Here is a 5,657-nt window from a genome sequence, read left to right on the forward strand (position 1 = left end):
CGCCACCTCCGCCGACCGCGGAGCCGTCGCCGGTCGTCGTCCCGCCACCGACCAGCGAGGCGCCGCCTCCCCCTCCGCCTCCGTCTCCGACCGAGACGTATGTGCCCCCGCCGCCGCCACCCCCGCCGCCTGTGACGACGAGGGCGCGGGTGACCACCACTGTGCCGCAGCCGACAACCACCACGCCCCAGGCGACCAGCAGCACCACGCCGAGCACGACGCCCCCGCCGCCACCGCCGCCGCCACCCACTTCCACGGCCCCGGCGATGACGACGACATATCTCAACCTGCCGTTCGTGCCGGTACCGATACCGGTTCAGGTGCCCGAAGGTCAGGGTGGGGCGAGCCAGCAGCCGCAAAACCCGTATCAGCAGCAGAACCCCTATCAGCAGAACCCCTATCAGCAGAACCCCTATCAGCAGAGCCCCTACCAGCAGAATCCGTATCAGCAGAACCCGTACATGCCGCAGAATCCGTACGCGAACCCGGGGTACGGCTACTAGGCGTGGCGCGAACCGGCTTAAATGCGCACACTGGGAGTGTTGGTGTGAGCAGCCAGGAGGCCGCAATGGACGACAATGGTCGGTTCGGATTCGATCCGGAAGACTTCGAGCACGTGATCCGCGACGCGACCGAGGGGCTTCGCGATGCATTCGAGGGATTCGGCCGGTTCTTGACCTTCCCCTCCGACCGATCTGGGTGGTCGTCGGTCTTCGAGGACCTGGCGCGGCGCACTCGGACCAGGCCGGAAACCACCGGCGAAGCCGGTGACGGGGTGTGGGCGATCTACACGGTCAGCGCGGACGGGGGCGCCCGCGTCGAGGAGGTGTACGCCTCCGAGCTCCATGCGCTGCGCGCGAACCAGAACAACACCGACACGACCCGCAAAGTCCGTTTCCTGCCGTACGGCATCGCCGTCAGCGTTCTCGACGACTCGGGCGAGACATCGTAAGCGGTTGCGCGCGAAAGCGGCGTCGGTCACGTCGCTGCGGCACGTTCGCGTTCCGTACGCAACAATGAGGATCATGCGTCTACGCCAGATCGGTCGGGTCCTCATCGCAGCATTGCTGATTGTCGGCGGGTTGTTCACCGCCCCGATGGCAATCAGCTCTGCGCAACCATGCCCAGACGTCGAGGCGGTGTTCGCCCGCGGCACAGGTGAGCCAGTGGGTGTCGGCGGAATCGGGGAGCCGTTCGTCGACGAATTGCGCACGGCGATCGGCCCCAAGTCACTCGATGTCTACCCGGTCAACTACGAGGCCAGCAGCGACTTCTCCGACCGCGTCGAGTTCGCCCGAAGCGTCGTCGACGGGATCAAAGACGCCAAAGGTCACATCGAGGCAACCGCGGCGAACTGCCCCAAGACCAGGATTGTGCTCGGCGGGTACTCGCAGGGGGCGGCCGTGGCCGGCGCCGTCACCTCGGCGTCCATCCCTCCGGGAGTGCCTTCGGAGTACTTGCAGTTCCTGCCCAAGCCCATGCCGCCGGAGGTCGCCAACCACGTCGCCGCGGTCACGCTCTTCGGGAAGCCGTCGGCGCAGTGGCTGCAAAATTACGGCGCGCCGGCGGTGGTCATCGGTCCGCTGTACGCGCCCAAGACCGACGATTTGTGCGCCGACGGCGACACGATCTGCAACGGTGATCCGGGCGGGCTGCCGAGCTTCGCGCACGCCTCATACCCGGTGAACGGGATGACCCAGCAGGCCGCGGATTTCGCGGCCAGGCACCTTTAGCCGTCAGTCGGGCTGGTTCGCCATGATGGTGGCGAACAGTTCGCTCATCTCGTCGGCGGGCCCGGCGGGCACGGAGTAGCCATCCTCGTCGCGGATCTCGTCGAGGTGATCACGCACCTGCTCCATTGACAGCACGGGACTGTAGAAGCCTTTCGTCCTGCCGATGAAGAACCGGGCGACGTGCCCGGCGCCGACGGTGTAGATCTCACCGGACACCGGGCAATCCCGGTGGGTCAGGAACGCGGCCACCGGAGCCACCAGCGCCGGATCCAGCTTCTGAAGGTATTGCGTCACAAGATCATCCAGCACGACTTGAGCGGACGGGTCGTCGGGCGGGCTGGCCGTCTCGACCGAATGCGCCAGCATCCGGGTGTAGGCGATCGGCGCAACCGCGTTGACTTTGATGTCGTGGTCGGCGCCCTCGGCGGCCAAAACCCGGGTAAAGCCGACCAACCCGGTCTTCGCTGAACCGTAATTGCTCATCCGTTCAGCGCCGAGAAGTCCCGCGGCCGAGCAGGTGTTCAGGATTCGTCCGTAGCGCTGCTCGCGCATGATCTTCCAGGCAGGCCTCGTCACGTAAAACGCACCCTTGAGATGTACATCGATCAATGGGTCGAGCCGATCGGCGGTGATGTCCTCGAACGGCGCATCGCGGACGATTCCGGCGTTGTTGATCACGATGTCGATACGCCCCCAGGCCTGCATGGCTGCGTCGATAATCGCCTGTCCGCCCTCGGAACTGGTCACGCTGCTGGTGTTGGCGATGGCCTCACCGCCGTGTTGGCGGATCTCCTCGACCGCGTCGGCCGCGGCGTCGGTGTTGGAACCCGCTCCGGTCACTGAGCCGCCGATGTCGTTGACCAGGACACGTGCCCCGCGCAACGCCAGCAGCAACGCATACTCTTTGCCCAAACCGCCACCGGCGCCGGTGATGACCGCAACCTGATCGTCGAACCGCATGTCGTGTGTCACCAGGTAACCGGCAGCTCTTTCATGCCGTAGATGTCGGCGTCCTTGAACCTGAGCTCATCCGGCGGCACCGCCAGTTGCAGCCCAGGGAGGCGGCGCGCCAAAGTGGCAAAGGCCACCTGCATTTCGACTCTGGCAAGGTTGGCGCCAATGCATTGGTGAGCCCCGTAGCCGAAAGCCAAGTGCCCGCGGGTATTTCTGGCGACGTCGAGAGCGTCTGGGCTGTCCACGAATTCGGGATCCCAGTTGCCGGCAGGCAGGTTCATCAACAATCTGTCCCCGGTGCGGATTTGCTGGCCGCCGAGGACGAGGTCTTCGGTCGCTATCCGGTCCACCTGGGCATGCACGATAGACAGATAGCGCATCAGCTCTTCGATGGCGTTGGCGATGACGGCGGCGTCGTCAGTCTGGCCGAGTCGCTGGAAAACTTCCGGATGCTCAAGCAGTGCAACGGTTCCCAATCCGATCATGTTGGCGGTGGTTTCGTGGCCGGCCTGCATCATGATCACAGCGTTGACCGCCACGGTGTTGTAGTCGAGTTGGCCGGTCGCGACGTAGTCGGTGATGAGACGGCTGATCAGGTCGTCGCCGGGATCGCGCTCCTTACGCGCCACCAGCTCCTGGATGTAGGCATACATCGCGATGAAGCCCTGCGCCCGTTCCTCGTCGGTGGACTTCACGTCTAATCCAAGGGAGGTGTTGTGCTGGAAGAGTTCGAGATCTTCGGGCGGGACGCCAAGCAGCAGCGCGATCACCATCGATGGCACGGGCAGGCCGAAGTCGCGCACGATGTCGGCCGGCGGGCCTTTGTCGATCATCGCGTCCAGATACCCGTCGACCAGTTGCTGGATCTGCGGCCGCATTGCCTCAGTACGCCGGAAGGTGAACTGGCTGGTCATCATGCGCCGCAACCGATGGTGTTCGGGATCGTCGATGCGCGCGAAGATCGGCGGCGCCTCATTGCCGCTCGCCGTATCGAACAGGTCGGGCAGGGTTTCGGCCGACAGCCGCGGGTCGACCAACGCGGCTCTGATGTCCTGGTAGCGACTCACCGACCAGACCTGTTGCCCGTTCCACATCGCCCGCTGCAGGCCGGGCTCGTTTCGCCAGTCGGCGAATTCAGTTGGCGGATGGAGGGGACAGTGTGCGGCGCGTGGGGCCGGTATCACGGGAAGATCGGTCTCGGGGCGAGAGTCGGAAGTTGTTGAAGTCACCGGCGTCTTCCGTTAAGTGTCAGATGGCTGTCAATTGCACGAGCGTAAAGCGCGGCTAAGTGGCAGTCAACAGTCAGTTATGCTGGCGCGATGACTGCGGTGACCGAGCGGCCGTTACGCGCGGATGCCGCGCGCAACGCCGAGCGGATCCTGAAAGCCGCGCGGGAGGTCTACGGCGAACTCGGGCCCGACGCGCCCATCGAGGCGATCGCCCGTCGCGCCGGTGTCGGTGAGCGCACCCTGTACCGGAGGTTTCCGGCCAAGGCAGAACTGGTTCGTGCGGCGCTGGACCAGTGCATCGCCGAAGACCTCACGCCGACGATCGAGGCAGTTCGCAGTGTCGCTGACCCCATGGCGGGCCTGGCCGAGCTGTTCGATGCGGCGATATCGCTGGGCGCGCGCGAACACAACCTGTTGACGGCTGCGCGCCGAGCCGGGTCTTTGACGTCGGACGTCTCGACTGGGCTGTACGAGGCACTCAGGGAGCTTGCTGATCGCGGCCAACGAGCCGGCGTCGTGCGGGCCGACCTGGCCCCCGCCGACCTGCCGCGGATGATCGCGATGCTGCACAGCGTGCTGTGGACGATGGACTCCGGCTGTGACGGTTGGCGCCGTTACGTTGCGCTGATGCTCGACGCGATATCGGCCGGCGACCGGCGGACGCTGCCTCCGGCGGCCACACTTCGATTTGTGCCCGAGTCGGGCGACTGGCCGATGGAGGGCGGCGCTTGAGCGGCGTCGCAATCCGCCCCACCTGCGCCGTCGTTATCTGATCGTGACTAATTCGCGATTTGCTCGTAAGCTGCTTGCCGTGCGGGGTCACAAGTTAGCCAGCGGTGGGCGAAAGTCGCCGGTAGTGATGGCTGCGGTTACCGCCCCGGTCGCCATCATCTTTGCCCTCGGCGGCAGTGCCCACGCTGAGGACCGCCACGGCAACGCCAATGCGGTAGCTGACGCGTCGTGTTGCCATCTGCAGATCATGGCCACCGCACCGACCAAGGCGGCATGGGCCGTGTCCGCTGTCCCGGCCACCGGCGCTCCCGCCGAAACTGCGCCCGCGTCACGCGCGTCGCGCTGGCACGTCGCCTCCAAGAACGCCCCGCAAGTCCTGATCGCGGATGTCGCTCCGGAACGTGGCCTTCAGGTCAAGACGATTCTGGCCGCTCGCACCATCAGCGCGGTGTTCCCGGAGATCAAGAACATGGGCGGCGTTCGACCGGACGCGCTCAGGTGGCATCCCGAGGGCTTGGCGATCGACGTGATGATTCCCAACCCGTCCAGCGCCGCCGGTATAGCGCTCGGCAACGAGATCGTCTCGTTCGCGCTCAAGAACGCGGACAAATTCTCGTTGCAGGACTGCATTTGGCGCGGTACGTACTACACGCCCAAGGGGCCGTCAGGATCCGGCTACGGCCACTACGACCACGTCCACATCACCACCCACGGTGGCGGATACCCCAGGGGTGGGGAAGTCTACCTTCGCTGACCGCGTCAATTGATGCTCGTTCCTTTTTAGGCCCAGTGCGATTAAGCCACGCAGCGACTTTTGTCGGCCGCGTCAATCGCTATGAGCAGTGGGATTTTTGGGCGGCCGCTGCGATCAAACCGTGATGCACGGGGCCGGATCACTTTCTAAACGTCACTATTTGGCAACGGTGTGGTGTGGCGTAGTGCGTGTTGACCACTGGTCCACTAAAAATGATCTTGGTCCAAACGCGAATCCGTTATGGCTGCGCGCCTT

8 protein-coding genes are annotated in these 5,657 nt (G+C 64.9%); 5 read left to right on the forward strand and 3 right to left on the reverse strand.

Annotation, left to right across the window (positions count from 1 at the left end; translation table 11 throughout):
• The coding region (locus WAN02_RS12065) for a hypothetical protein (RefSeq protein ID WP_422264403.1) at positions 1-286 on the reverse strand (286 nt) is incomplete at its 3' end.
• On the opposite strand from WAN02_RS12065, the gene WAN02_RS12070 reads away from it, so the two are divergent.
• The 3 genes from WAN02_RS12070 to WAN02_RS12080 all read left to right on the forward strand — a co-directional run bounded on the left by WAN02_RS12070 (position 267) and on the right by WAN02_RS12080 (position 1,733).
• Positions 267-503, forward strand: a complete 237-nt coding sequence (locus WAN02_RS12070) for a hypothetical protein (RefSeq protein WP_422264404.1) — start codon at positions 267-269, stop codon at positions 501-503. The genes WAN02_RS12065 and WAN02_RS12070 overlap by 20 nt on opposite strands.
• Before the next feature lie 65 nt (positions 504-568).
• The gene (locus WAN02_RS12075) at positions 569-952 is read left to right on the forward strand and encodes a hypothetical protein (RefSeq protein ID WP_422264409.1); all 384 of its coding nucleotides are present in this window, start codon (positions 569-571) and stop codon (positions 950-952) included.
• Between the two features lie 73 nt (positions 953-1,025).
• Entirely contained in the window at positions 1,026-1,733 is a 708-nt protein-coding gene (locus WAN02_RS12080; protein ID WP_422264405.1) for a cutinase family protein, read from the forward strand.
• A 3-nt stretch (positions 1,734-1,736) separates the two neighbouring features.
• Here the strand turns inward: WAN02_RS12080 and WAN02_RS12085 are convergent, their stop codons facing one another.
• Together WAN02_RS12085 and WAN02_RS12090 are read right to left on the reverse strand one after the other, a co-directional pair.
• Entirely contained in the window at positions 1,737-2,693 is a 957-nt protein-coding gene (locus WAN02_RS12085) for an SDR family NAD(P)-dependent oxidoreductase (RefSeq protein ID WP_422264410.1), read from the reverse strand.
• Between the two features lie 8 nt (positions 2,694-2,701).
• Positions 2,702-3,916 carry a cytochrome P450 gene (locus WAN02_RS12090; protein ID WP_422264406.1) on the reverse strand — a complete coding sequence of 405 codons (1,215 nt, stop codon included), beginning with the start codon at positions 3,914-3,916 and terminating at the stop codon, positions 2,702-2,704.
• A 90-nt stretch (positions 3,917-4,006) separates the two neighbouring features.
• On the opposite strand from WAN02_RS12090, the gene WAN02_RS12095 reads away from it, so the two are divergent.
• Together WAN02_RS12095 and WAN02_RS12100 are read left to right on the forward strand one after the other, a co-directional pair.
• Positions 4,007-4,648 carry a TetR/AcrR family transcriptional regulator gene (locus WAN02_RS12095; protein WP_422264407.1) on the forward strand — a complete coding sequence of 214 codons (642 nt, stop codon included), beginning with the start codon at positions 4,007-4,009 and terminating at the stop codon, positions 4,646-4,648.
• Between the two features lie 79 nt (positions 4,649-4,727).
• Positions 4,728-5,402, forward strand: coding sequence for a hypothetical protein (locus WAN02_RS12100; RefSeq protein ID WP_422264408.1), 675 nt, complete (start codon positions 4,728-4,730; stop codon positions 5,400-5,402).
• Positions 5,403-5,657: the final 255 nt, after the last annotated feature.

Source organism: Mycobacterium sp. (assembly GCF_049281135.1).
GTDB lineage: Bacteria > Actinomycetota > Actinomycetes > Mycobacteriales > Mycobacteriaceae > Mycobacterium.

Excerpts from the sequence above, each read along its gene's own strand:
- WAN02_RS12070 (WP_422264404.1), top strand. The coding sequence starts at position 267 with ATGACGACGACATATCTCAACCTGCCGTTCGTGCCGGTACCGATACCG.
- WAN02_RS12075 (WP_422264409.1), top strand. The coding sequence starts at position 569 with ATGGACGACAATGGTCGGTTCGGATTCGATCCGGAAGACTTCGAGCAC.
- WAN02_RS12080 (WP_422264405.1), top strand. The coding sequence starts at position 1,026 with ATGCGTCTACGCCAGATCGGTCGGGTCCTCATCGCAGCATTGCTGATT.
- WAN02_RS12085 (WP_422264410.1), bottom strand. The coding sequence starts at position 2,693 with ATGCGGTTCGACGATCAGGTTGCGGTCATCACCGGCGCCGGTGGCGGT.
- WAN02_RS12095 (WP_422264407.1), top strand. The coding sequence starts at position 4,007 with ATGACTGCGGTGACCGAGCGGCCGTTACGCGCGGATGCCGCGCGCAAC.